Source organism: Flavobacterium lindanitolerans (assembly GCF_002846575.1).
GTDB lineage: Bacteria > Bacteroidota > Bacteroidia > Flavobacteriales > Flavobacteriaceae > Flavobacterium > Flavobacterium lindanitolerans.
Genome location: NZ_PJND01000007.1, coordinates 612,837 through 638,872, shown reverse-complemented (window position 1 = coordinate 638,872; position 26,036 = coordinate 612,837). Strand labels below are relative to the sequence as shown.

The window sequence follows — 26,036 nt, the reverse complement described above, 5'->3', positions numbered from 1 at the left end:
CTTTCCGGTTTATGCAAATTATTTTTACTAATTCTAAATAAAAATATCGCGCTGTTAATTTCAGAGCATTCTGATAATGATTTTCTTCTTAAATTTACCAAAATCAAGAACTTTCATGAAGAAAAAACTTAAAATAGCAGGCATTCTTTTAGCGATAATGATTGTGTATTTGGGATTCACGAATTATCCAAAGCTGGACCTGATATCCGGTTTTTCAGCAAAAAGCATTGCTTCCGGCTACTTTATTGGCCATCGAACCCAGCAAATGATTGAATCGGGCGACAATGATATCAAACTTATCAACCTGGCAAGCAACACGATTAACGAAAAAGAACACTATGCCACGACTTCAGTTTATGGTTTAAAAGAGCGTAAGGCAATTTATCGGGAAGGTCTTGGTGTTACATTAATTAATAATGATTTTGACCTTTCAAAGCCTTATCTGGTTCCGAAAAGGATTAGGTTGAATAGTAATCTTCCCTATCCTTTTGGAAATAACCAACCGAAAGATACTGTTTTCGCTACTATTGATTATTCTAAATTAGAAAAAGCTGTAGAAGGTGCTTTTGATAAAAAAGGCGAAAAAAACAAAAGAACCCGCTCACTCCTTATTTTATATAAAGACAAACTTATTGCAGAAAAATATGATTCCGGTTTTGATAAGAATTCTATGATTTTGGGCTGGTCGATGACCAAGAGCCTAACGGCGACCTACTTTGGTATATTGCAAAAACAGGGCAAAATAGACATCAATAGTCCGGCACCAATTGCAGAATGGAAAAACGACAAACGTTCTAAAATCACCATAAACGACCTGCTTCATATGAATTCAGGTTTGGAATGGGAAGAGAAATATGACAAGATTTGTGATGCAACCCTTATGTTGTTTGAGGCCGAAGACATGTCAAAAGTACAAAGAAAAAAGCCTTTGGTGGGTCAACCAAATGAAAGCTGGAATTATTCTTCCGGAACGACAAATTTATTATCCGGAATCCTCAGAAATCAGTTCAAAACACAACAGGAATACCTGGATTTCTGGTATTCTTCATTAATCGATAAAATTGGCATGGATTCTATGCTGGTAGAAACCGATATGGCTGGAAATTATGTCGGCTCCTCCTATGCCTGGGCAACCACCAGAGATTGGGGCAAATTCGGACTGCTTTATCTCCACAAGGGGAATTGGAATGGTGAACAGCTTTTTGATGAAAGCTGGGCTAAATATGTTGCGACTCCAACCAAAACTTCTAATGGGCGTTATGGCGGACATTTTTGGCTCAATGCCGGCGGCAAATATCCCGACGCTCCCAAAGACCTGTATTATGCCAGTGGCTTTCAGGGACAGAAAATCTTTATCATTCCGTCAAAAGATTTGGTTATCGTACGTTTTGGCCTGACAGAAGATGAAGTTTTTGATTTTAATAAATTGCTGAAGGATATTCTGGGCAGTATCAGCAAATAAATGTTTGCCTTAAATTTTTCCTTAAAAATTATATCTTCGTAAAAACATAACAGATGAAAAAACTTGTTCTAGCATTAGCATTCGTTTCAGCGTTGTTCACTTCTTCATGCAGCAGTGATGACAGCAACAGTAGTCCGTCTTTAGGTGAAACAACGGGAAATTACTGGCCTATGGAAGTAAATAATACATGGACTTTTAGTTCCAATAGCGGAAGTTCAGAACTCAGAATGATTGGGGTCACTACAATTAACGGTACACCCTATTATGAGCTGTCAGATGATGCCGACAATGTTTTTGGCGTCCAAAATTGGGTAGCCAAAAAAGGGGCAACTTATTTCCAGAAAATTGCCGATACCAATATTAATCAGGATGGCGTGAGCATCAATATGCAGGGATACGAAATCCCAATTTTTAAAGACCATCTGGAAGCGAATTCCTCCTGGAATGGAACCGTGACCTCCAGGGTTAACTATTCTGTTAACGGGCAAAATTCTTCAACCACTGCCACTATCAAATACACCAGTACTATAACAGAGAAAAACTCAACTGTTGTGTTAAACGGTGCCACTTATCCGAATGTTATTAAAGTAAAAACCAAAGTAGAAATCAAGATTTTAAACCAAACCACACCAATTGATTTAGAATACTGGCTTGCTAAAGATGTCGGGCCAATTCGCGAATACACTTCTTCCAATGGATCAATACAGGAAAGAACATTGACAAATTATATGCTATACTAAACAAAAAGGCTTCAAAATAATTTGAAGCCTTTTTTTGTTTTTAGATATGTTCAGATTACAAATCAAATCCCATATTAACACCCAATTTCGTAGCAATAATCTTAGTGACCCTGGCTTTCATTGCCGGAATCTTGATACTTTCGATTACTTCATTCGAAAAGGCATACATCAATAAAGCCTTTGCCTCTTTTTGAGGAATTCCTCTGGATTGCATATAAAACATTGCCTTTTCATCAAGCTGGCCAATCGTACAGCCGTGGGAACATTTTACATCATCTGCAAAAATTTCCAATTGTGGCTTTGCATTGATAGAAGCCTTATCGCTTAATAGGATATTATTGTTTTGCTGGAAAGCATCCGTTTTCTGGGCTTCTTTCTCCACATAAATCTTTCCGTTGAACACTCCGGTAGCCTTATCGTCAAAAATTCCTTTGTAATTCTGGTGGCTTTCACAATTTGGAGCGGCGTGATGCACCAAAGTATAATGGTCAACGTGCTGTTTTCCTTCAATAATGGTAATTCCTTTCAGCGTGGAATCAATATGCTCGCCCTGATGGAAGAAATTCAGGTTGTTCCTTGTCAAGTTACCTCCAAAAGAAAAAGTATGTACAGAGGCGTTACTTTGCGTTTTCTGCGCAATATAGGTATTGTCAATCAACGATGCCTCAAGATTGTCGTTTTGAATCTTATAATAATCCACAATCGCTCTTTTCTGGGCAAAGATTTCGGTAACCGAATTAGTCAGTACCGGATTTTCATTCAAACTCTGGTGTCTTTCAATAATCTGGACATGCGCATTTTCACCAACGATAATAAGATTTCTGGGCTGAACAAGTAATGCAGCTTCCGTACCGGTAGAAAAATTGATAATCTCAATAGGCTTTTCTACTACCTTACTTCGTGGAATATTGATGTAGGCTCCTTCATAGGCAAAAGCAGTATTTAATGAAGTTAAGCTTTCATCCTTGCTGGCAATTTTGTTGAAGTATTCATCAATTACCATCTTGTATTTTGGCTTGGTCAATGCCGATGACATCAGGCAGACATCCAAACCATCATGTGTTGTAGAAGAAAGAAATGAGCTGAAAACACCATCTACAAAAACAACTTTGTAAGTATCGATTTCATGAAGGAAAAATTTCTTTACTTCCGAAAATTCTACCGCATTTTCCTTTTTTGGAAAAACGCTGAAATCATTTTTTAAAATCGAGCTTAGCGAAGTATATTTCCAGGCTTCCTCTTTTTTGGTTGGAAAGCCCTTGTTTTCAAAATTTTTAAACGCTTCCGTACGAACATCATGTAGAGCAGAATCAACATCTACACGTTCTTCAAAAGCCATAAAAGATGATATTAGTTTTTCTTTTAATTCCATTGTTTTAGTCTTAAAGTTGAAAGACTTTTGCAGTCAACTATTTTTTTGTCCTAAAATCTAAAATCCGAAATCAAAAACGATTCCGGCTTTACAACTTTCGACAAATTAATTCTCCGCCTTAATCCAGTCGTAACCTTTTTCCTCCAGTTCGTAAGCCAATTCTTTTCCTCCGGATTTTACAATCTTTCCATTGTACAAAACATGTACAAAATCCGGAACGATATAATCCAAAAGTCTTTGGTAGTGTGTAATGACAATAATTGCATTGTTCTCACTTTTCAGCTTATTAACACCGTTTGCAACAATTCTTAAAGCATCGATATCCAAACCGGAATCCGTTTCGTCAAGAATAGCCAGTTTCGGCTCTAGCATTGCCATTTGGAATATTTCATTTCTTTTTTTCTCACCTCCTGAAAATCCTTCATTAAGCGAACGTGACAAAAACTTTCTGTCAATTTCCAAAAGCTCTGATTTTTCACGAATCAATTTCAGCATTTCATTAGCAGGCATTTCCTCCTGCCCTTTTGCTTTTCGGGATTCATTAATGGCTGTTTTCATGAAGTTCGTTACAGAAACTCCCGGAATTTCTACCGGATACTGAAAAGAAAGAAATACCCCTTTATGTGCCCTTTCTTCCGGTGCCAAATCAGACAAATCTTCTCCGTCCAATTCTACTGAGCCTTCAGTAACTTCATAATTTTCGTTTCCTGCAATTACGGCAGAAAGCGTACTTTTTCCAGAACCGTTAGGTCCCATAATCGCATGAACTTCGCCGGCTTTCACTTCAAGATTAATACCTTTCAGGATGTCTTTGTCCTCAATTCCAGCGTGTAAATTTTTTATACTTAACATTGTTGTTTTTGTGTTTTATAGAGTCTTGAAAGATTATCCAACCGAACCTTCAAGTGATATTTCTAATAATTTTTGTGCCTCAACCGCAAATTCCATCGGAAGTTTATTCAATACTTCTTTACTGAAACCATTTACAATCAAAGCAATCGCTTTTTCTGTAGGGATTCCTCTCTGGTTGCAATAGAAAACCTGGTCTTCACCAATTTTACTGGTCGTTGCCTCATGCTCTATTTTAGCCGACGGATTTTTAGATTCGATATAAGGAAAAGTATGTGCTCCGCAGTTATTTCCCATCAATAGCGAATCGCATTGCGAAAAGTTTCTAGCGTTATCTGCCCTTGAACTGATTTGAACCAGTCCGCGGTAGCTGTTTTGAGATTTTCCGGCAGAAATTCCTTTGGAAATAATCGTTGATTTGGTGTTCTTTCCTAAATGAATCATTTTGGTTCCGGTATCAGCCTGCTGGAAATTATTGGTTACGGCAATAGAATAGAATTCTCCAACCGAATTGTCACCTTTCAGCACACATGACGGATATTTCCAGGTTACGGCAGAACCCGTTTCAACCTGTGTCCAGGAAATTTTTGCATTTTTCTCGCACAAACCTCTTTTGGTCACGAAGTTGTATACTCCACCTTTACCTTCTTTATTACCCGGAAACCAGTTTTGGACAGTAGAATATTTGATTTCGGCATCATCCAAAGCAATCAGTTCCACAACCGCAGCATGCAATTGGTTTTCATCGCGCGATGGAGCTGTACATCCCTCTAAATAAGAAACATAACTTCCCTCATCGGCAATAACCAAAGTTCTTTCGAATTGCCCGGTTCCGGCCTGATTGATACGGAAATAGGTTGAAAGTTCCATCGGACAGCGAACACCTTTTGGAATATAACAGAACGACCCGTCTGAAAAAACAGCCGAATTCAGTGCCGCATAGAAATTATCCTTTTGCGGAACTACAGAACCGATATATTTTTGAACCAATTCAGGATGTTCCTTAATCGCTTCAGAAATAGAACAGAAAATAATTCCCTTTTCTGCCAGCGTTTTCTTGAATGTCGTAGCCACAGAAACGGAGTCCATGACAATATCCACAGCAACCCCGGCAAGTACTTTTTGCTCGTCGATAGAAATTCCGAGTTTTTTGAATGTTTCCAAAAGTTCCGGGTCTACCTCATCAAGGCTTTCGTATTTTGCTTTTTTTAAGGGTGCTGAATAATAAGAGATTTCCTGAAATTTAGGCTTTTCATAATGAACATTTGCCCATTCAGGTTCAATCATCTGCTCCCAGGCTCTGAATGCTTCTACTCTCCAGTTGGTCATCCATTCCGGCTCTTCTTTTTTCTTCGAAATAGCACGGACAATGTCTTCATTTAAGCCAACAGGAAAAGTATCGGATTCTATATCAGTATAAAACCCGTATTCGTATTCTTTATTTTCAAGCTCGATTTTTAAATCGTCTTCTGTGTATTTGCTCATATTTTTTTAAATTCAACCCTTTCAGGGTTTGAAACCCTGAAAGGGTTAGTTTTAATTTTTATAGAGAAAAACTCTCGCCGCAACCGCAAGTTCGGGTAGCGTTCGGGTTATTGAAAACAAATCCTTTTCCGTTCAGTCCTCCTGAAAACTCAAGAGTGGTTCCTGCCAGGTATAAAAATGATTTTTTTTCAACGGCAATTCTTACATTATTATCTTCAAAAACCTTGTCGTTTTCTCCCAGTTCTTTATCAAACTTCAGCTCATATGACAAGCCGGAACATCCACCGCTTTTTACGCCCACACGAACGTAATCTTTGGTAGCATCAAAGCCGTCATCATTCATCATATCGATGATTCTTTTACTTGCTGTATCAGATACCTTTATCATAGTGATTTAAATTTAGTCTAATTAATTTGCAAAGATACGTCATATTTAGCTTTTTCCATAATCAGTAACATTTTTCTAACTATGTTTCTATAGAAAAAGTTTATTTCCGCCCATTAAAGCCAATCGATTTTAGTAATTTGCGAACAAAAAGCAGTTTTAACCCTTTATATCCTCATAAAATGAAATTATATCCAATTGAAGCAGGAAATTTTAAATTAGACGGCGGGGCCATGTTTGGCGTAGTTCCAAAAACGATATGGAACAAAACCAATCCGGCCGATGAAAATAACCTGATTGACATTGCCGCAAGATGCCTTTTAATTGAAGATGGAAATCGCCTGATTTTGATTGATACCGGAATGGGCGACAAACAATCGGAAAAATTCTTCGGATATTATTCACTGTGGGGCAGCCATTCTATCGACAAATCATTGTCTCATTATGGTTTTCATCGTGATGATATTACCGATGTTTTTATGACACACCTGCATTTTGACCATTGCGGCGGAAGCGTTCAATGGAATAAAGACAAGACCGGCTATGAAGTCGCTTTTAAAAATGCAAGGTTCTGGACAAATGACAATCATTGGGAATGGGCCACAAAACCAAATCCCAGAGAAAAAGCTTCTTTTCTTACTGAAAATATTATCCCGATGCAGGAAAGCGGACAATTGGAATTTATCAAAAGGCCGGATGGCGATTTACTGAAAAAATCGGAACTCGGATTTGATATTTTCTTTGCCGACGGACATACGGAGAAAATGATGATTCCAAAAATTCAATATCAGGACAAGACCATCTGTTTTATGGCAGATTTATTACCAACCGCAGGACATCTTCCTTTGCCTTACGTTATGGGATATGACACACGTCCACTCCTGACACTACCTGAAAAAGCAAAGTTTCTGACCGAAGCAGCCGAAAACAACTACTATCTGTTTTTAGAGCACGATGCTCACAACCAAATCATAACCGTTGAAAACACAGAAAAAGGTGTCCGTTTGAAAGACGTTTTCACTTGCGAAGAAATTTTATAAAGATTTAAAAAATCTTCTTATTAACCTTATTATGACTTAGCATCTTTGTGAGAAATTATTTTCACACATAGACGCTATGTCGCAAAAACCATAAACTTCTAGCATTGGCTCAACCAATAGATAAATTAATTTTGAATCCTTTCAAAGCCAATTCATTGAATTTAAATCATCAACCTTTCTAAAATAAAGTTAATTATTTATAAGTTTGTGGTAAAGTCAGTGTACTTTTGGCAAACTAATTGAAATCAAATTTTTTTTGAAAATGAAAATACTAAAACTGTCCTCCCTTTCACTGCTTTCAGTGTTGGTTTTATCAGGATGTAATGCTTCCAAAAGCATGATACCAATTACAAGTATCGAAAACCTTCCTTTAAAAACTTCAAAAATTAAAGAAAATGATTTGAAAAGATGGAGCCATCTTGACATCATAAAAGATACGATTCCAGGAATGAGCGTTGATAAAGCATATGCGGAATTGATTAAAAACAAAAAAGGCACGAAAGTAATAGTGGGCGTGGTAGATTCTGGTGTTGACATTGAACATCCGGATTTAAAATCAGTTATTTGGACGAATCCGAAAGAAATCCCAGGAAACGGAATTGATGATGACAAAAACGGTTATATCGATGACATTCACGGATGGAATTTTCTTGGCGATGTGACCAATGAAACTTTGGAAATGACAAGAATTGTCCGTAAAGGTGATGATGGTTCTGAAAATTTCAAGAAAGCAAAAGCAGCTTACGAAAAAGAATATCAGGAAGCTTTGGCATCAAAGCAACAATTTGATTTCATTAATAATGCCGATAAAACAATACAAAAAGAATTAAAAAAGGAAAACTATACATTAGAAGACCTTAAAGCGTTAGAATCAAAAGACCCGACTGTTAGTCAATACAAGAGAGTAATGCTTTCTGTTATTGCCCAGGCCGGACCAGAATTCAAGTCAGAATTGAAAGAATATCAGGAACACATTTACAATCAGCTGAATTACAACCTGAATCTTGAACACGACGGAAGAAAAATTTTAGGCGACAATATTGATGACCTAAACGATTCTAAACACGGAAACAACAATGTAACAGGGCCTAAAAAAGAAGGCGCTTCACACGGAACACACGTTTCAGGAATCATTGCTCAGGTAAGAAACAATGGTCTTGGTGGAGATGGAATTGCCAACAATGTTGCTATTATGGCGGTGAGAGCCGTTCCGGATGGTGATGAATACGACAAAGATATTGCTTTGGGAATTCGTTATGCTGTTGACAATGGTGCTAAAGTCATCAACGGAAGTTTTGGAAAAGGATTCTCTCCGCATAAAGAATGGGTTTATGACGCCATCAAATATGCCGCAAGCAAAGATGTATTGATTGTTTTGGCAGCCGGAAATGAAGGTGCCGATCTTGATGTAGAAGAGCGTTTTCCAAATGACCGTATTGCATCTGGCGAAATTGCAGATAACGTAATAAAAGTAGGTGCTTTGGACACTACCTATGGAACAAACCTGGTAGCAGACTTCTCCAACTATGGCAGCAAAGACGTAGATGTTTTCGCCCCTGGAGTTAAAATTTATGCAACCTATCCAAATAACGAATACAAATACGAACAGGGAACCTCAATGGCTGCTCCAAATGTTGCCGGAGTTGCGGCTTTGATTCGTTCATATTATCCGTCACTGACTGCTTCGCAGGTGAAGCACATCTTAATGGATTCCGGAATTCCAACCAATATAGATGTAGTCCTTAATGGCGAAAAAGCAAACAAGCGTTCATTTTCAAAAATCTCAACATCCGGAAAAATGATTAATGCCTATAACGCCCTGATTATGGCAGAAAAAATGGCTAAAACGAAAAAATAAAATCTAGGAAACTTTCAAAATGGAAGGGAAATCCCTTCCATTTTTATTTTGCATGCTTATGAAACAACTATTTCTACTTTCAGTATTTACAGTTTTCTGCGGTAGTGCGGTAGCACAAAACGGTTACTGGCAACAGCACGTCGATTACAAAATGGACGTGAACATGGATGTAAAAACATACCAATACAAAGGAAAACAAGAACTGGTCTATACCAACAATTCACCAGACACGCTCAAAAGAGTCTTTTTCCACCTTTACAACAACGCCTTCCAACCCGGAAGCGAAATGGATATCCGACTACAGACTATTGTAGACCCGGACAAAAGAATGGTCAAGACCACAAAATCTGGTGGTGTTGAAAAAACAGAAAGTAGAATCAGCCTCTTAAAACCTAATCAGATTGGCTACCTGAATGTAACCAATTTCATGCAGGATGGAGTTCCGGCTACCACCACAGTTGTTGGTACTATCCTGGAAGTAGACCTGGCAAAACCAATTGCGCCAAAAGGCAAAACCAAATTCACCTTGGATTTTGACGGACAGGTTCCGGAACAAATTCGCCGTTCTGGTCGAAACAGTTCAGAAGGTGTAGCGCTTTCTATGACGCAATGGTATCCTAAAATGGCGGAATATGATTTTGAAGGCTGGCATGCCGACCCTTATATCGGAAGAGAATTTCACGGTGTATGGGGGAATTTTGATGTCAAAATTACCATCGACAAAAAATACATTTTAGGAGGCTCCGGATATCTTCAGAATAAAAATGAAATTGGATACGGATACCAGGATCAAGGTGTTGAAGTAAAAATACCTCGAAAAGTTAAAACCCTGACCTGGCATTTTAATGCGCCAATGGTTCATGATTTCAGTTGGGCGGCAGATAAGGATTATATCCATGATGTTTATCCTGGTCCAAATAATGTGGAATTGCATTTCTTATACAAAGACAAAGCAAAACTTAAAGAAAACTGGAAAAAAATGCAGCCAAAAACGGCAGAATTAATGGATTTCTTTAATAAAAATGTTGGTCCATATCCATACAAACAATATTCCGTTATTCAAGGTGGTGATGGCGGAATGGAATATGCCATGTGTACGTTAATTACAGGCGAAAGGTCCTACGGTAGCCTTGTAGGCGTTACTGCTCACGAGATGGCCCACTCCTGGTTCCAGCACGTTTTGGCAACAAACGAGTCCAAACACGGATGGATGGATGAAGGTTTTACGTCTTACATTTCTGATTTGGCTATGGCTAAAGTATTGCCAAGTAAAGATGAAAAAAATCCATTCGATTCAGCCTATTCCAACTATTTCTATATGGTTAAAACCGGAAGAGAGCAACCACAGACCACTCATGGAGACCGATTTGAAGAAAATATGGTGTATGGAATATCTTCTTATAGCAAAGGAGAATTATTCCTGACGCAGCTTGGATATATTATCGGGCAGGAAAACCTGGCAAAAACGCTTAAAAAATTCTATGAAGACTTCAAATTCAAACACCCAACGCCAAATGATTTCAAAAGAACCGCAGAAAAAATTTCAGGAATGAACCTGGATTGGTACCTGGTAGACTGGACGCAAACGACAAACACCATCGACTACGGAATTAAGGAAGTAAGAGATGCTGGCGGAAAAACAGAAGTCGTATTGCAAAGAATTGGAAGAATGCCAATGCCTTTGGATATTATGGTGACTTATGTAGATGGAAGCAAAGAATCGTTCTATGCTCCGTTACAAATGATGAGAGGCATCAAAGAAAACCCATATCCGGGTGTAAAAAGAATATTCTTAAAAGGATGGGATTGGGCATATCCTTCATTAAAATTCACTATTGACAAGGGAATGGGAATGATTAGCAAGATTGAAATCGACCCTGAAAACCTGATGGCCGATGTGAAAAAAGACAATAACGTATATCCGGCACCAATTCCGGACAACAGCAAAGTTTTGAAAAACTAAATAAAAAGGCGGACAAAATTGTCCGCCTTTTTTTAATTCATTGCATTAATCCTGATACTGGCTTTTACAAGTGCCAGCGCTTTTATTTTTGAAAGTTCTACATCTTTATCCTGATGGTGCTTATTTTGGCTTACGAGCCTCACACAGCCCGGATTTTCAGATTTCTGTATATATTTCACAGTTACATACTCTTCGCCGCTCATATCGATTCCCAGAAGGTACATTTCGCCCCAGAAAATCTCATTGGCTACGTCATGTATTTCCTTATACAGTACTATATCGCCACTTTTCAAAAGCGGATACATACTATCTCCCGTTACATATACCGCACCATCGCATTTTGGTAGATGTGGAATCGAAATATGATCAATCGGATCCTGCGATTTACTATCCTGAAAAAGAGGCACCAACCCCGCTACAGCTTCAATATCATACAGCGGTATCTGCTGATTTTCAACAAAACTATCCGTCTTTAGCCTATACATTTCAATCTGCTTGTTGTTCAGGATTTCTTCGTTATCTACAAAAATATTTCCTTGCCCAGTGAGAAGCCATGTTGGATTTAAATCCGTATAAACAGAAATAATTTTTTCCAATACCTGCGACCCGATACTTTTTCCTTCTTTAACAGCTTTAGAAATACTTCCTCTGCTGGCGCCGATGCTATTTTCAAAAGCATAATAACTTATGCCTTTTTTAGCCATATATTCTCCTACTCTTTCTGAAACCATATGATTATAATATTGTTTTATTGAGCAAAATTACGAAAAAAATCTATAATAAAATTAAAAATAAGAAAATAGTACTCATTTTAAACAAAGACAATCATTTGGTTTTACTTGTTTTATAGGGCTTGTTTATAAGCAGTGCACAATGTAATTGACAATATAAAGGTAATTATAAGCGAATTATAAAATATTTGAAAATAATCTTATTTTAATTTGTTTTGTAGATTATTTTCTTCTATATTTGCAATGTAAAAATCTTTATAAGCCAAACAAAATTAAATCATTGCTGTCCGGAAAGCGGTTTTTGTAATTTTTGAAAGGTTATTACTAAGATTTATTTCCACTAAATTTTAAATTAATAACAAAATGAGTACACAAATTAAAAACACGCTTTTCAGGTTTATGACCATGAGAGCACCAGAGTTGATCGATGACTCTGAAACAAAAAACCATTTCGTACAAATCGACGAAACAACAGAATATGCTGCAAGTCATTTTCTTAACGGAATTCTAAACGAACCTGACGGCGAAAGAAAAAAACAGTTACAAAGCTTAGCTGTTAGCTTTGAAAGCCAAAATTTAAAACTAAAAAAAGAAATTGGTTCTGTTGTGGGCAATTCATTTCTAAAATTCTCTGAATGGCTTACCGCCAACAGGAATTCTTTGACTGAATTAGAATTGGCAAGAAACACACCTTCAAACATTAGCCCTTTAGATTTCAACACAAAAATCCAGATGTGGGATAACCTGTTTTATCAAATCATTTCTCAAAAATCGCCTTATTTGCGCGAAACCTTTTTATCGCTATTAGTTGCCGATCAATTTGTAGCAAATAAAAGCTTGACATTTGAACAACAAAAAGAAATAGCCAAAGCCAGGGTTATTATTCCTAAAATCTTTATTGAAAACGGAGCCGATTACGATACCCCAATAAAAGGAACTCCGCGTTCAATTCCTGTAAACTCAAAGGCTCTTGACAAAAAACTAGATTCGTTTTTAGCCAATCAAAAAATTTTAAGATATGAGGAAACAATAAAAGAACTGAATGCCATCCAGAAATCATACAATAAGTCGACACAGTTGGCTCGGGAAAATGCATATAAGCAATATGAACAAGATGTGAAAGACATTTATGCTTCTGCTCAAACTGTTGAGAAGAAATATACTGATAAGGATCTGGGTATTGAAAAAACACTGGTCGAATATGTTGGAATCACTGTACCTCCTTTTGAATTTACTCCAAATTCAGAAATTGATTTTGCATTAAGTTCGTCTAATATTTCCGCTTTTACGGAAAGTGTCATTTTGAATCTCTCAAACGACTTTGACGGACTTACTGGAATTATTGGAGCTATGGAGAGCGGAATAATTGATGAGACAAATACGCTTGTTCAACAAAACCCGGGCAATCAGGAAATTGTCAACAATGGAGGTATTTTAACGCCTATAAACACAAATACTATAGGCTTAGGGAATGTCTTTTCATTTGTAGGACAAAACCATCTGGGAAAATCTACTTTAACATTTTTATTTAACAATGCCCCACAAGGAGCTGATGTTATCGGCGCTAGCTATAACGTAAAATTTCCAAATGGAACGATAATTTCAGGCACTTCCTTTGATGACACTTGGGTTGATGACAAATTAAAGGTAACTCTTTTCAGAGAAAAATTAGACTATTCAGTGGCAACAAATTTTACAGTTGACGGAGAATTACTGTTGAGCAATAACACTGCCATACAAATCACAGGAAGAGGTACAGTTGGAGGCGGTGGAATAATTTCTGGAATGATACAAGAACTAAAAGCCTCTGGAAATGGAAGTTATAAAATAGTTGACATTTATGATGAAAATACTCCCGGAGAGCCAGATACAACTCCTGCCCTTGAACCGGTTCGAACCTTTGGTTTTAGAAGATTAGGTATTACCGATTACAGAAAAGTAGAACAGGAAATTTGTTGCTATGTTCCCGGAGAGGTTTCCCATATTGAAAATATCATGGCGAGAGAGTTTAAGGAAAAAACAACAAGGCGTTCCAGAAAAACAGAAGATACGAATACGACAAGCAGCGAACAGGAAATCGAAAAATTAACCGATACCTCCACTACAGAACGCCATGAAATGAATCAGGAAGTTGCTTCTGTAATGGCCAAGGACACCAGTATTGGTGTTCAAGCCGGAGTTCATTGGGGATCAGGCCAAGGATTTGGAGGAGAAGTAAATGCTTCCTATGCCAACAACACCTCATCCGAAACATCAAACAGTCAGGCCGTTATGTATGCCAAGGAAATTACAGAACGGGCCCTTGATCGTGTCGTACAAAAAATAAAAGAAGAACGTACGACCAAAATTATTGAGGAGTTTTCTGAAGAAGACACACATGGTTTTGATAACCGTAAGGGAGATAATCACATCTCAGGAGTATATCGTTGGGTTGACAAAATTTATAAAAACAAAGTTGTCAATTACGGAAAGCGTTTGATGTATGAGTTTATGATTCCGGAGCCGTCTTCTTTCCATAACGAAGTAACTTCCGGTAAAAAAGATAGGTTTACAGAAGTTTTGGTAAAGCCAATTGACCCAAGAACTGCTACCTTGTTGCCATTAAAAGACAGCAACGTACTGATTCCAAATACCTATAAGCATTGGGCTGCTATTTACAATGCAGAAATAGAAGCTTATCCTGATGAGGAAATTACTGTGGGAGAATCCTTTGCAATCTTGGGCTATCCAAATGGGGCAAAAATAGCCGACACCGAGTCCAACTCTGGAAATGGCAAAATAAAAGTTCCTGAAGGATATAAAGCTGTTCATGCATATGGAATCTTTAATGCTAGTAGTACAAATGGTTATCAAGGAAATATTCTGTCTTTATCTATTGGTAACACAACAGCTTCAAATCCTTTTAAATTCTTTCAGGCTACCATGCCTCTAGATTTTCCTATAGACAATTTCGAAATAGAAGTACCGGTTTCCTTTACACTTGGAAATCACGTTGCTGGAGATATTGTCGCGTCAGTAAGATGCAAATTGACTGAAAAAGCAAAACAGCAATGGAGATTAAAAGCATTTAATGCAATCATTGAGGCTTATGAAGCAAAATTGGCTGAATATCAGGAAAAACTGGCTGTAGCAAAAGCAACAGGAGAAGCAAAAGCAAAAACAAATCCTGGATTCTATCGCCAGGTTGAGAATACCATTTTGCGAAAAAACTGTATTGCTTACATGTTAGGACATGAAAATATGGGCAAAAACATGCTTTTGGGTAGTAACGCTAAAGATCTAAGAGTTAAAAATGATGCCGAATTAGACATCTACACATCACAGGTTAAATTCTTAGAACAAGCCTTTGAATGGGATTTGATGAGCTACCATTTCTATCCATTTTACTGGGCTAACAAAGAAAAATGGGCAGAAATATACAACCCGAACGAGGCGAACGATCCAATATTCAGAGCTTTCCTTCAAAGCGGTATGGCAAGAGTAATCCTAACCGTACGTCCAGGATTTGAAGAAGCCGTTAACTGGTTCATGGCTACAGGACAAGTTTGGAATGGCGGACAAGTACCGGCTGTTGACGATCCGTTATTTGTTTCTATCATCAAAGAATTGCAAACACAGGAAGGCGAAGTAGAAGAAACATGGGAAAGCCGCGTACCAACTTCACTAACCATTATCCAGGCAGGAAGTATGGGCTTAAATGTTGTCAACGCTTTGCCTTGCAATTCCGACTGTGACGACAACACTCTGTTTGACAGTGATGGACAACCCATATTGGATGCTGAAGGCAATCCCGTAAAATCATTTGTGAAAACAGATGCCCTGATTGGAGATAATTCCCAAACCGCATAATATAAGCCAAAATTAATCCTTAGGCCCTGCTACATGTAGCAGGGCTTTTTAACCACACAAAATATGAGAGCGACAGAATATGGACTACTCCATTATGGGAATTATTCCTTTACCGACATAAAAAGCAATATTTATGCTTTCAATAACGAAATCAGTGTTGTAAATGACGAAACAAATGAAAATGAAAGCAGTGCTTATACGGAAATCATCTATGTAGAAATAGAGCCGAACGATGGAAATCCCAATGAATTTAAACTTGCCGAAGACGGTGAAATCCTTGATTACAGGGAAGGAAATTACATTCTCAACTCCAATGTTATTCCAGCTATGGAAGTATCAGATTCCGCAACGGTTTTTCTTCAAACTTTAAGCATACAGGCACGAATCTATAAGTTTGGTGAAAAATATTTCGCTTTGGTTACCAAAAACATGGCAGGAGCTGTTGCTTGGGAAACATTCTTAGGAGGTTTAGAAATAGTAGCGACACAAATGAAGAAGAAAAAGAGGGAAAAGATAACCTTGCTGAACGACATTTTAAGAGAAAAACAGCTTTCAGTAGTGCTTTTTATCTCAAAAGACGGGGCACTGCTGGAAACCGCCTACCAATCCATTGACAATTTATACGGGAACGAAATTGTACTTTTTATCGAAACCAATGACAGCATGAACCTTTTTGGCTCAGTTATCAGGATAAAAACCGGTGCTAACGTAACCTCATCGTCGGGTGTTCCTTATAAAAAACTAAGTAAGGTTGTAGATTATTTCAACACCAATGTCTCAAGTTCCGCTTTGCAGGAAATCATCAAGGAGCACATAGCCGACAAATCAAGCGGTTTTTTCATTGTCAAAAGAGCATTCTTGGGAGCCTTGAATAGGGTTGTACGGTTTTCATCAGATCTTACGTTGGAAGGAATCGGGAAAATTTCAGACGGAATTGGAGAACTTGTTGGTGCACTAAAACTGAACGACAGCCAATGGCAGTATTATGATGATAACGGCCTACCTCTAAAAAATGCAAACCTGTTTTTACCCGGATTGGGAGGCATCAAATACCTGCAGGAAGCAAACAAAAAGAGCAGGCCTGAAGAAACCAATACCAAAGCAATAAACAAAATTACTGAGTTAGAAAACATTCTAAAGGAGAGCAAAAAAACCATTGGCAAAGCTGATTTTTTTAAAAAAATCATCAATCAGCTGCTTTATATGCTACGAAAAGTAAAGGATTTTCTGGGCGATCCGTTGGGTAAGGCTCTTGATTTTGCAGAAACTGTTTTCGTATTGTACAATGCCTATATCGTTGGAATCATAAACAGCATTGTAGACGCGATAAAAGGAATTTTCGACATTCTATCGATAATCTGTAAGGCCTTGGCAGCATTGCAGAAAAAAGGGAAAAATATAGCGGAGAACTTGCCAAGCTATCTCAGTCTGTTCTTTGAGATAATTGAAAACATGGTTGAAACACTCGAGAATCTTTTTAGCAAAGAAAATCTGAAAGCCTTAATCGAATTCTTTACAAAAAGTGCAGCGTTTATCCTTACTCTCCCAACGAGGGCGTTTGCCTGGTTAACCGAAAATGCAGCAATGCCCAATCTCGACAAGGTTGCCTATTACTATGGCTATATCATTGGGTTTATCATTCAACTTATTTTGGAAATATTGTTTACAGGTGGCGCCAAAACAGCAGCAGATGCATTTAAAAAACTGGCAGACTCTTTGATAAATATTTTTAAGACCATGGAAAAATTTGTCTTTAAATTTTCTGATAAAGTGGTTATTGGCTTTGAAAATCTTTTAGCTATTTTTGCTTACATTAGGGAAAAATCTAAAAATTTAGGTCTTCTTTTAGAGTATCTTTTTAAATGGTTAAATGAATTATTTGCGGGAGTAAAAAGCAAGGTAGTTTTATCAAATGGCTTGACTTATAGTTTAATTGACCCTATTACTGTTTTTGCACAATTTTTCTATAATCTAGTTCGTAAAAAATGGTGGGCTCAACTACATGAAGTTGGTGTTGCGATTGCAAAAAATGAAGAAGGATTATATACGTTCATATATAAAAATGAAGAAATAGCCAATGGCCTAAGCAAATCCGAAGTAGAAAGCTATTTAAAAGAACTGTTTTCAAAAACTAAAAAATCTGTTGATGAAACAACTAAATATTTAAATGAATCCGTTGAAAAAATAAAGGGTCGAAAAGCTGCTTTTATAAAATTAGCGAATAAATTTGAAAGGGGATTTTTTTATCATTTAGATGGAGAATTCAACAGCTCAATATATGAAAGGATCTTGCCCTCTGGTTTTAGGTATTTAGATGAAGTATTAGTTGCGCAAGGAGGACACCGAGGTTCTGCTATTTTAGAAGGGTTAATTAAATTAGATGAAATTATTATTCCTAATAATTATAGATCAATTTCTAGCATACCAAATGATATACCATTTCAAGCTAAAATAAAAATAAAATATAGAGATGGTTATCTCCTTAAAGAATTGGGTTCATCGATGTTTCCAAAAAATTGGGATTTGATTAGAATTCAACAAGAAATTGCTTATGTTTATGAAAAAACTGTTCCAAAAGGAATTGAGAAAATTATAAAAAAACCAAACCAGCAATTTAATAGGTTTCGAGGAGTTTCAACCCAAGGATTTGATATAATAATCGAGGTTGATGATTTAGGAAATATAATGAATGCATATCCAAAAATTTAAATATTATGAAATATAAATTTTCAATTCAAAAAGTATCTCAAGCGAAATATTTTGATGTCGAGATAGAAACAGCTGAACACTATGTTCTAAACAATTTTACAGATTCTGACTGGACACCTCAAATAGTACAAAGTATAATAGACGGTGTAGATAAAAGTAAAAACAATGACCCAGAAAAATCGTTTGTTTGGGGAAATGAAGATGTTTACATGCGTAGTAACAAATATGGAGTATTTTTTATTGATTTAATGGCTCAACGTGCTGGGAGAAAATTAGACAAGCAAGATCTCGTTTTAGACCATCCTGAATTTATTGACTTTATGAAAGACTTTAAGAAGTTCGTTGAACAAAACAGTTAAGTTATTTCTACTAGTATAAAAGTATTTTAGAAACATCAAAACTAGAGCTTTTTAGATGTAGTATTTAATTGTGAAACATAAATTTAAAGATATATTTTGCCATAGTATTAAATTCAAAAGCTACTTTCGAGTAGCTTTTTTATTACTTTTTACTTCATATTTTAAACTAACAATCTAAAAAAATTAGGCGTTCTTTTAGATGAAGTTTTGGAAATTGTTCAAAACTTGTTTAGAAAAGGGGAATAATAAGTATCAAACATACTTTTCCTTTAACATGATTAGACAATATTTTTTAAAATAATTGCTTCAAAATAAACTATAGCGAACTATTATTTATTTAAGAAAAGGTATGATGATAGAATATTTAAAACGACTTGAAAAAACTCCTAAAATTGGCTCTGACAAAATAAAAGGAGTATCAGAATCAGAAATAGAAAAGGTTGAAAAGAAATTTAACATCGTTTTCCCTAAGAGCTATAGAGAGTTTTTAATTTTAGCAGGAGAGAACAGGGGTGCTCTACCGATGATGGATACTGCTGATTTAGAAACAATATCTTCTGACTGGCATCAGGAAATAATGTGGGAAGAGTTACAGGATACCGGCACCAAAATTGACCGCCCTTTTTGGCTTTTTGCTGAAAGCAACGGCTGCGAGATATTTTATTTCTTTTATCTAGATGAAGAAAAAGCCGATCCAGTAGTGCATATGGTAAATTATGCGCAAGAAGACAGAAAAAGAAATGTTAGGTCGCTTGAAATATCATTCAGTGAATTTATCAGTGAAATGATTGATTTGGCTTATAGATATGAAAAAGAAGGTTATTAAAATTCTTTGGAAGAAATCAAAAACACAATCAAAATTAAGCTACTTTCGAGTAGCTTTTTTATTACCTTTTACTTTATATTTTAAACCAACAATCTAAAATTTAGGTGTTTTTTAGAGTATCTTTTTAGATGGTTAAATGAGCTATTTTCCGGATTAAAGAGCAAAGTGGTTTTGTCAAGTGGCCTAACTTATAGTTTTATTGACCCTATTACTATTTTTGCACAATTTTTCTATAATCTAGTTCGTAAAAAATGGTGGGCTCAACTACATGAAGTTGGTGTTGCGATTGCAAAAAATGAAGAAATAGCCAATGGCCTAAGCAAATCCGAAGTAGAAAGCTATTTAAAAGAACTGTTTTCAAAAACTAAAAAATCTGTTGATGAAACAACCAAATATTTAAATGAATCCGTTGAAAAAATAAAGGGTCGAAAAGCTGCTTTTATAAAATTAGCGAATAAATTTGAAAGGGGATTTTTTTATCATTTAGATGGGGAGTTCAACACCTCAATATATGAAGAACTTTGCCTTCAGGCTTTAGATATTTAGATGAAATATTAGTTTCACAGGGAGGACACAGAGGCTCTGCTATTTTAGAAGGGTTAATTAAATTAGATGAAATTATTATTCCGGAAAATTATAGATCAATTTCAGGAATACCAAATGATATACCATTTCAAGCCAAAATAAGGATAAAGTATAGAGACGGTTATCTTCTTAAAAGAATGCAATCATCAATGTTTCCAAAAAATTGGGATTTGATTAGAATTCAACAAGAAATTGCTTATGTTTATGAAAAAACCGTTTCAAAGGGCGTGGGAAAACTCACAAGAAATCCTAATGATTTGTTTAATGGGTTTCTAGGAACTTCAACCTCAGGATTTGATATAAAAATTGAGGTCGATGATTTGGGAAATATAATGAATGCTTATTCAAAAATTTAAAATTAACAATCATGAAATATAATTTTTTAATCGAAAAAGTCTCTCTATCAAAATATTTTAGTATTGAGATAATTACTCCTGAACACTATGTTCTAAACAATTTTAGAGATACTGGCTGGACACCTCAAAAAGTACAAAGCATAATAGATGGTGTGCATAAAAGTAAAAACAATGATCCTGAAAAATCATTTGATTGGGGAAATGAAGATGTTTACATGCGTAGTAACAAATATGGAGTGTTTTTTATTGATTTAATGGCTCAACGTGCTGGGAGAAAATTAGACAAGCAAGATCTCGTTTTAGACCATCCTGAATTTATTGACTTTATGAAAGACTTTAAGAAGTTCGTTGAACAAAACAGTTAAGTTATTTCTACTAGTATAAAAGTATTTTAGAAACATCAAAACTAGAGCTTTCTAGATGTAGTATTTAATTGTGAAACATAAATTTAAAGATATATTTTGCCATAGTATTAAATTCAAAAGCTACTTTCGAGTAGCTTTTTTTATTACCTTTTATTTCATATTTTAAACTAATAATCTAAAAATTTAGGTGTTTTTCTAGAAAATATTCTCAAATGGCTGAATAGGATTTTTAGAAATGACGAATTAAGAGTCTTTTTTCAAAAATTTGATGTAGAACTGAAGAAAGTAGCCACTAGTTCTCCTTTATTTTCGGGTATTCCGGTTAAATTAGAAGAGGTATTTATGCCCTTCTTAAAGATGGAATAGAAATTTTCAGAGGTAGTAAAAAAGAAATTAATGCATTAGCCAAAAAACTAGAGAACCTTTCTGATAATCTTGCAGAAGAATATTTGGAAATACTAAGAAAAAAAAATAGGTTGATCAGAGAAAAGCAAATTGTCTTTGATGGGCAAACCTGGAGTTGGACAAATCCTAAGAATACAACATTAAAATGGTCTGGTCTTTCGAAAGAAGTTATAATTAAAAACATTGACAATATTTTAATTAAGGGAGATCCGACTGCTGTATTTCAAGCATCTGTAGCTAAAAAAATTCTAGAATTAGTTGAAAATACGGCAGATGAAATTACTGATTTTTCTAACAAAGTCTTAAATAAAATAACCAGAAGGCTCAATGGAGATATTGATTGTGCTACTAAAAAATATATTATAGAAGCCAAAAGCTCGCTTCATAATGAAAAATCGATTATAGAATTAGGAGAACAAATTCAAAAATATTTACCAGAAAATATCAAAACTGTAAAAGAATTCATGAATCCATTAAACAAAAAAGTTGTTATTGTATATGAAGATTTAGGGACTTATACTTTAAACCATCCCATTCTAAAAGAATTACAGCAAAAAGGAGTAATATTTATAAAAGGAATTGAAAATTTAAAAAAAACTATATTAAAATGAGAAGTACAATAATCATTTCACTAGAACACAGAAACAAAGAACAGGTTTTAAAAAAAATCATAGAATTTGGAAAGAGAAATAAATTTGAAATTGTTCCTAAAGAAGAGGTTTTATCATTAGGTGATATAGGTTTAAGCAAAGAAATAGGTGAGGATGACATTAGTTATATAGAATTCTCAATAACAGAAAAAGATGAATTTAAAACTCAAAATATATCAAATAGTACCATAATAAATGGTAAAAGACATTATTTTTATATCTGGATAAATCATACTACAGGCGACCAAACTCTCCACTCCTTAAATGAACTTTTAAATGAAATACTTTCAGACAACCCGGATATGCTGGTTACTGACGAAACCTTCGATGGGTTTTATTCACTTGAACAAATCAAAAACAAGCAAGTCCCAAAATGGTTATTGATTTAACTAGAAAACATTTCATTAAACTCAATCAAAATTAAGCTACTTTCGAGTAGCTTTTTTTATTACCTTTTACCTCACATTTAAACCAACAATCTAAAAATCTGTTTATTATAGCTTTTAATTATTTGAAAATAATCTTATTTTCTTTTTATTTAATTGATTTTTTTCATACATTTGTATTGTAATTAAATTTTAAAAACTCAATGGATAAATATACTAAACAACGAATCGAAAAACTTCATCCTAGTGTTAGAGAAGAAGTTACAAAAGTCATTGAAGAATGCGACAATGCTTTGACTGGTAGGGCAAAAATCCGGGTGACGCAAGGGCTTCGGACTTTTGAAGAACAGGATGCCTTATATGCACAAGGAAGAACAAAACCCGGAAAAAAAGTCACGAATGCCAAAGCAGGTCAATCCATACACAATTATGGTTTTGCTGTAGATATTTGCCTAATAATCGACGGAAAGGATGCTTCCTGGGACACCAAAAAAGACTGGGACAATGACAAGGTTGCTGACTGGTATGAATGTGTGAAAATTTTCGCCAAACACGGCTGGGAATGGGGTGGCAATTGGAAAACATTTAAAGATATGCCCCACTTTGAAAAAAGGAACCTTAGCTGGAGATCATTATCAAAGCTTAAAAAAGACAAAAACGGATATGTAATTTTAAAATAAAAACAGCTATGAAAACAATCAGAAAAAACATGATGCTCTTCTTTTTCCTGTCGTTTGCTGCAGTCTCGTGCGAATCGACAAGAACGGCGGTTTTTGATCAGTATTCCTATCAGAAAACAACCGAACTGAAAGTGGAAGCCTCAAAATTAATGGACAAAGCCACAGAGCCCTATGCAAAACACCAGCAGGAAACCGAAGCCTTTTTCCTTCAGGCCGAAAAATTGATCGAATACGAAAAAAATAAGCCCGACAATGAAATCACGTTTGCCATGTGGAAACTCCTGACAGACGAAGAAAAAAACCTGTTATCTGGTTTCTTTAAACGCTGGAAAGAAAAGGAATCGTTATCGCCTGTTTTTCTTCAGGAATCCAAAAAACAGGTCATGGAAGCTATGGATATGTTGATACAGTATGAAATCAAAAAAGATAAGACCTCAAAAGATGGGCTTTTGAGCCTGATAAACAGCAATAAATAGAAATCATGGATATCGAAAAATTATTAAAACAGCTGAAACAGGAACTTGTCACGCTTTTAGGCGACAAATACAAAGAATTTAAACCTGAAATACAGAAAGACATCACTGCTTTCCTGGATAGTTCAAAGGAAAAACTGGAACGTTGGACCTTACTTTTGGCATCGTCATCAATTACCGAAGAAGAATTTTCATGGCTTTTGAAAAGCCAGCAGGACCTTATCGCACTAAAAGCACTGCAAGGTGCCGGATTATCGAAAATAAAATTGAATAATATCAAAAATGCAATCATACAGACTGTTTTTAAAACAGTCCTACTAAGCATCTAAAAACATAAATGAAATGTGTACCCAAATCTTAAATCATAAAAGCCATGTCAAAAAAAATCAAAATTTTAAGCCTGGATGGAGGCGGAATCCGAGGGATCATAACCTGCGTCATTTTAAAGTATATTGAAGAACAGCTCCAGAAATTAGACAATCCGAATGCAAAAATTGGTGATTATTTCGATCTCATTGCCGGAACCAGTACGGGAGGAATACTTGCTTCTATCCTACTCTATCCCGACAGCAATAAAAAAGCAAAATATTCAGTAGAAACTGCCCTGGACCTTTATGCCAAACACGGAGAAAGTATTTTCAACGTTTCGTTTTGGCAGCAACTCATCAATCCGTTCGGGCTTTTTAACGAACGGATTTCACAAAAAGCACTGGAAAGACAACTTGAAAATGTATTTGGCAATCTTGAAATCAAGGATTTTATAAAACCCTGCCTCATTACATCCTATGACATCTTTCACAGAAAAGCTAAATTTTTTACAAGCCATGAAGCGGGTTCCGATTTAGAGAATTTTTACGCCAAAGACATCTGCAGAGCCACCTCAGCAGCACCTACTTATTTTGAGCCCGCCAACATAAAGTCACTTTATGGACAGGAATTTACACTCATTGACGGTGGTGTATATGCCAACAATCCCGCTTTATGTGCTTATGCTGAAGCCCGGAAAATAGAATTTTCAAAAGTGCTGAACCAGCCCGGAAAAAAAGATTTTCCAAAAATCAGCGACATGATTATTGTCTCCATTGGAACAGGTCAGGTTTTAAAACCTTATACCTACCGTCAGTTTGAAAATGCGGGAAAAGTAAAATGGATTCAACCGCTTATTGATATTCTGCTTTCTTCAAACGTAGAAACGACAGATTATCATTTAAAAAAAATGTATGAAACCTTAGGCTCAAGAAACAGGCAAAACTACCATCGGTTAATGCCTTCTCTAAAAAATGCTTCGCCAGAAATGGATGATGTTTCATCAAAAAACATCTATGAACTCATACAGGCCGGCTTGAGCTATATCGACCAAAACCGGAAGGAGTTGAACGAAATAGCTAAAAAGCTGATTAAAAACAGTTGAAACAAAAAAACCTTTGGATAACTCCAAAGGTTTTTAGTTAGATAGTTGGTCGGTTAGGATTTATACTATTCTTGTTTTTTTGCAGTTTTTACTGCAGGAGCTGCTGGTTGGACAGCTTCGGTTGTTTTAGTTGTGGTTGTTTCGGCTTTTTTCGCAACTTCTGCCTCTTGTTTCACTTCTGTTACTTTAGGAGCTTCAGCTTTCTTTTCGGCTTCGACGGAAGATGCTGCATTTTTTACAACTTCTTTTGTGGCTTTCTTTGGCGTTTCCTGTGCAAATGCTACAACTCCTGTAAGCATAATTGCGCTTAAAATTAATTTTTTCATAGCAGTTTTTTTGTGGTTATAGTGGTTGTATGTTTTTCGATTAAGTTAAAACAATTTCAATGCCATTTCGAGCCAACATTCAGAATGTTACCTGTAAAATTTAATCATAAATCACTGCAATCCAATGGATTGAAATTTATTTAAACTTCATAAATCAACAAAAAACATATTTTTAAAAAGTGATACTATTCCAAAAAAAGATGTGGATTTTTGGGGATTATGTAGAAATTTTATGTTAAAATCTTGTGGAAAGAGCACACATTTCAATTTTATTATCTCCCATAATGAGGGAACGGACCTACTGAAAGAATTCAATTCAAATATATTTGTAACTTTACCGCCCATATAAATTTCAAGATGAAAGCATTAAAAATGTTGGCCGTGCTGTTTTTTCTACTCATTGGAACACAGCAAACTTTTGCCCAGAAATACCGGTTCAAGACTTCCAGCTATAGCGTAATGGAACAAAATGCCAAAGGCCAATGGGGAAAATGGTCAGATTTTAAAGACACCAACCTGATTATCGTTCTTGATGGAGATAAAAACCGCATTGTTATAAATTCAGCACAAACACAGCTTTATTATATCGATGCTTATGGCAAAACTATTGAAAACGAAACAGACAAGACCGTGACTTTTAACTGTATAGACAATAGTGGCAACCGTTGTGTTATTGAAATCATTACCAGAAAAAAGCAAGGCAACCGCATTCAGTTTTACATCAATTATCCTGATTTAAAAATCGTTTATAATATTTATCCGTAAGACTTG

General features: G+C 35.8%; 25 protein-coding genes. 19 read left to right on the top strand and 6 right to left on the bottom strand.

Features of this window, described 5'->3' with window-relative positions:
• Positions 1-115 precede the first annotated feature (115 nt).
• Positions 116-1,462, top strand: a complete 1,347-nt coding sequence (locus B0G92_RS02850) for a serine hydrolase domain-containing protein (RefSeq protein WP_101471028.1) — start codon at positions 116-118, stop codon at positions 1,460-1,462.
• A 53-nt stretch (positions 1,463-1,515) separates the two neighbouring features.
• Complete coding sequence (locus tag B0G92_RS02845; protein ID WP_101471027.1) at positions 1,516-2,202, top strand: hypothetical protein; 687 nt, start codon at positions 1,516-1,518, stop codon at positions 2,200-2,202.
• Between the two features lie 55 nt (positions 2,203-2,257).
• Here B0G92_RS02845 and sufD read toward each other — a convergent pair whose 3' ends face one another.
• The 4 genes from sufD to B0G92_RS02825 all read right to left on the bottom strand — a co-directional run bounded on the left by sufD (position 2,258) and on the right by B0G92_RS02825 (position 6,296).
• A complete protein-coding gene (sufD, locus tag B0G92_RS02840) occupies positions 2,258-3,574 on the bottom strand; it encodes a Fe-S cluster assembly protein SufD (RefSeq protein WP_056066997.1) in 1,317 nt (438 codons plus the stop codon).
• A gap of 105 nt (positions 3,575-3,679) precedes the next feature.
• On the bottom strand, positions 3,680-4,426 hold the full coding sequence (sufC, locus tag B0G92_RS02835) for a Fe-S cluster assembly ATPase SufC (RefSeq protein ID WP_056067005.1): 747 nt from the start codon (positions 4,424-4,426) through the stop codon (positions 3,680-3,682).
• 33 nt (positions 4,427-4,459) lie between these two features.
• Positions 4,460-5,908 (bottom strand): Fe-S cluster assembly protein SufB, encoded by a 1,449-nt coding sequence (gene sufB, locus B0G92_RS02830; RefSeq protein WP_101471026.1) that lies wholly within the window; start codon positions 5,906-5,908, stop codon positions 4,460-4,462.
• Positions 5,909-5,966: 58 nt separating this feature from the next.
• Positions 5,967-6,296 carry a HesB/IscA family protein gene (locus tag B0G92_RS02825; RefSeq protein WP_056067012.1) on the bottom strand — a complete coding sequence of 110 codons (330 nt, stop codon included), beginning with the start codon at positions 6,294-6,296 and terminating at the stop codon, positions 5,967-5,969.
• 179 nt (positions 6,297-6,475) lie between these two features.
• Here B0G92_RS02825 and B0G92_RS02820 point away from each other — a divergent pair, with 179 nt between their 5' ends.
• From B0G92_RS02820 to B0G92_RS02810, 3 genes are all read left to right on the top strand, one after another.
• Positions 6,476-7,333: an MBL fold metallo-hydrolase gene (locus B0G92_RS02820; protein WP_101471025.1), complete on the top strand. Its 858-nt coding sequence runs from the start codon at positions 6,476-6,478 to the stop codon at positions 7,331-7,333.
• A gap of 262 nt (positions 7,334-7,595) precedes the next feature.
• On the top strand, positions 7,596-9,191 hold the full coding sequence (locus tag B0G92_RS02815) for a S8 family peptidase (protein WP_101471024.1): 1,596 nt from the start codon (positions 7,596-7,598) through the stop codon (positions 9,189-9,191).
• Between the two features lie 58 nt (positions 9,192-9,249).
• Complete coding sequence (locus tag B0G92_RS02810) at positions 9,250-11,154, top strand: M1 family metallopeptidase (RefSeq protein ID WP_101471023.1); 1,905 nt, start codon at positions 9,250-9,252, stop codon at positions 11,152-11,154.
• 32 nt (positions 11,155-11,186) lie between these two features.
• Here B0G92_RS02810 and B0G92_RS02805 read toward each other — a convergent pair whose 3' ends face one another.
• Complete coding sequence (locus tag B0G92_RS02805; protein ID WP_056067023.1) at positions 11,187-11,885, bottom strand: S24 family peptidase; 699 nt, start codon at positions 11,883-11,885, stop codon at positions 11,187-11,189.
• Positions 11,886-12,248: 363 nt separating this feature from the next.
• On the opposite strand from B0G92_RS02805, the gene B0G92_RS02800 reads away from it, so the two are divergent.
• The 13 genes from B0G92_RS02800 (at position 12,249) to B0G92_RS02740 (ending at position 24,939) form a co-directional block, all read left to right on the top strand.
• On the top strand, positions 12,249-15,734 hold the full coding sequence (locus tag B0G92_RS02800) for a hypothetical protein (protein ID WP_143394981.1): 3,486 nt from the start codon (positions 12,249-12,251) through the stop codon (positions 15,732-15,734).
• 63 nt (positions 15,735-15,797) lie between these two features.
• Positions 15,798-18,443: an EndoU domain-containing protein gene (locus tag B0G92_RS16740; protein WP_245867670.1), complete on the top strand. Its 2,646-nt coding sequence runs from the start codon at positions 15,798-15,800 to the stop codon at positions 18,441-18,443.
• Between the two features lie 5 nt (positions 18,444-18,448).
• Positions 18,449-18,802: a hypothetical protein gene (locus tag B0G92_RS02790; protein WP_101471021.1), complete on the top strand. Its 354-nt coding sequence runs from the start codon at positions 18,449-18,451 to the stop codon at positions 18,800-18,802.
• A 349-nt stretch (positions 18,803-19,151) separates the two neighbouring features.
• A complete protein-coding gene (locus B0G92_RS02785; protein WP_101471020.1) occupies positions 19,152-19,628 on the top strand; it encodes an SMI1/KNR4 family protein in 477 nt (158 codons plus the stop codon).
• 171 nt (positions 19,629-19,799) lie between these two features.
• Positions 19,800-20,174 carry a hypothetical protein gene (locus B0G92_RS02780; protein ID WP_101471019.1) on the top strand — a complete coding sequence of 125 codons (375 nt, stop codon included), beginning with the start codon at positions 19,800-19,802 and terminating at the stop codon, positions 20,172-20,174.
• The gene (locus tag B0G92_RS16735; protein WP_245867667.1) at positions 20,150-20,569 is read left to right on the top strand and encodes an EndoU domain-containing protein; all 420 of its coding nucleotides are present in this window, start codon (positions 20,150-20,152) and stop codon (positions 20,567-20,569) included. Before B0G92_RS02780 ends, B0G92_RS16735 begins: the two co-directional genes overlap by 25 nt.
• Positions 20,570-20,580: 11 nt before the next feature.
• A complete protein-coding gene (locus tag B0G92_RS02770; protein ID WP_056067032.1) occupies positions 20,581-20,934 on the top strand; it encodes a hypothetical protein in 354 nt (117 codons plus the stop codon).
• A 449-nt stretch (positions 20,935-21,383) separates the two neighbouring features.
• Positions 21,384-21,950 carry a hypothetical protein gene (locus tag B0G92_RS02765; protein WP_143394980.1) on the top strand — a complete coding sequence of 189 codons (567 nt, stop codon included), beginning with the start codon at positions 21,384-21,386 and terminating at the stop codon, positions 21,948-21,950.
• Positions 21,947-22,378: a hypothetical protein gene (locus tag B0G92_RS02760; RefSeq protein ID WP_101471017.1), complete on the top strand. Its 432-nt coding sequence runs from the start codon at positions 21,947-21,949 to the stop codon at positions 22,376-22,378. The genes B0G92_RS02765 and B0G92_RS02760 overlap by 4 nt, the downstream gene beginning before the upstream one ends.
• 200 nt (positions 22,379-22,578) lie before the next feature.
• Complete coding sequence (locus B0G92_RS02755) at positions 22,579-23,055, top strand: M15 family metallopeptidase (protein WP_101471016.1); 477 nt, start codon at positions 22,579-22,581, stop codon at positions 23,053-23,055.
• A gap of 8 nt (positions 23,056-23,063) precedes the next feature.
• Positions 23,064-23,531: a hypothetical protein gene (locus B0G92_RS02750; RefSeq protein WP_101471015.1), complete on the top strand. Its 468-nt coding sequence runs from the start codon at positions 23,064-23,066 to the stop codon at positions 23,529-23,531.
• A gap of 5 nt (positions 23,532-23,536) precedes the next feature.
• Positions 23,537-23,857 (top strand): hypothetical protein, encoded by a 321-nt coding sequence (locus B0G92_RS02745; protein WP_056067048.1) that lies wholly within the window; start codon positions 23,537-23,539, stop codon positions 23,855-23,857.
• A 44-nt stretch (positions 23,858-23,901) separates the two neighbouring features.
• A complete protein-coding gene (locus B0G92_RS02740; protein ID WP_056067051.1) occupies positions 23,902-24,939 on the top strand; it encodes a patatin-like phospholipase family protein in 1,038 nt (345 codons plus the stop codon).
• 65 nt (positions 24,940-25,004) lie between these two features.
• Here B0G92_RS02740 and B0G92_RS02735 read toward each other — a convergent pair whose 3' ends face one another.
• Complete coding sequence (locus B0G92_RS02735; protein WP_121366406.1) at positions 25,005-25,265, bottom strand: hypothetical protein; 261 nt, start codon at positions 25,263-25,265, stop codon at positions 25,005-25,007.
• A gap of 357 nt (positions 25,266-25,622) precedes the next feature.
• On the opposite strand from B0G92_RS02735, the gene B0G92_RS02725 reads away from it, so the two are divergent.
• The gene (locus tag B0G92_RS02725) at positions 25,623-26,030 is read left to right on the top strand and encodes a hypothetical protein (protein ID WP_056067056.1); all 408 of its coding nucleotides are present in this window, start codon (positions 25,623-25,625) and stop codon (positions 26,028-26,030) included.
• Positions 26,031-26,036 lie beyond the last annotated feature (6 nt).